1 protein-coding gene is annotated in these 581 nt (G+C 66.4%); it reads right to left on the bottom strand.

The window, feature by feature from the left end; translation table 11 throughout:
* A partial coding sequence (locus tag A9X04_RS20715) for an HAD-IC family P-type ATPase (RefSeq protein WP_156764447.1) occupies positions 1 to 581 on the bottom strand: 581 nt, incomplete at both ends.

The raw sequence follows: 581 nt of genomic DNA, 5'->3' as shown, positions 1-581 counted from the left end.
GAGCGCAGCACGCCCAGCATCAACCCGAACGTCAGGAAGTCGAACAGCGAGCTGATCGGTCCGAAGATCAGCATGAACCGGCGGATGAACGCGACGTTCCAGTGCGACGGCGCGTGCAGCTGCTCGGCGTCGACCCTGTCGGTGGGGATCGCCAGCTGCGAGGAGTCGTATAACAGGTTGTTCAGCAGGATCTGGCTGGGCAGCATCGGCAGGAACGGCAGCAGGGCCGATGCGGCCGCGGCGCTGAACATGTTCCCGAAGTTGCTCGACGTGCCCATCAGCACGTACTTGATGGTGTTGGCGAATATGCGCCGGCCCTCGGCGACGCCGGTGGCCAACACACCGAGGTCCTTCTCCAGCAGCACCACGTCGGCGGCGTCCTTGGCCACGTCGGTGGCGCTGTCCACCGAGATCCCCACGTCGGCGGCGTGCAACGCCAGCGCGTCGTTGACCCCGTCGCCCAGGAAGCCGACGGCTCGCCCCTCGCGCCGCAGCGCGGTGATCAGCCGCGCCTTCTGCTCCGGCGAGATGCGGGCGAAGATGGTGTAATTCTGTGCGGCGTGCTCGAATTCTTCGTCGCC

Origin of the sequence: Mycobacterium sp. E3247, from assembly GCF_001667785.1 — a bacterium.
Classification (GTDB): domain Bacteria; phylum Actinomycetota; class Actinomycetes; order Mycobacteriales; family Mycobacteriaceae; genus Mycobacterium.
Note: the sequence above shows the minus strand (reverse complement) of the source record. Positions and strands in the feature narration are given on the sequence as shown.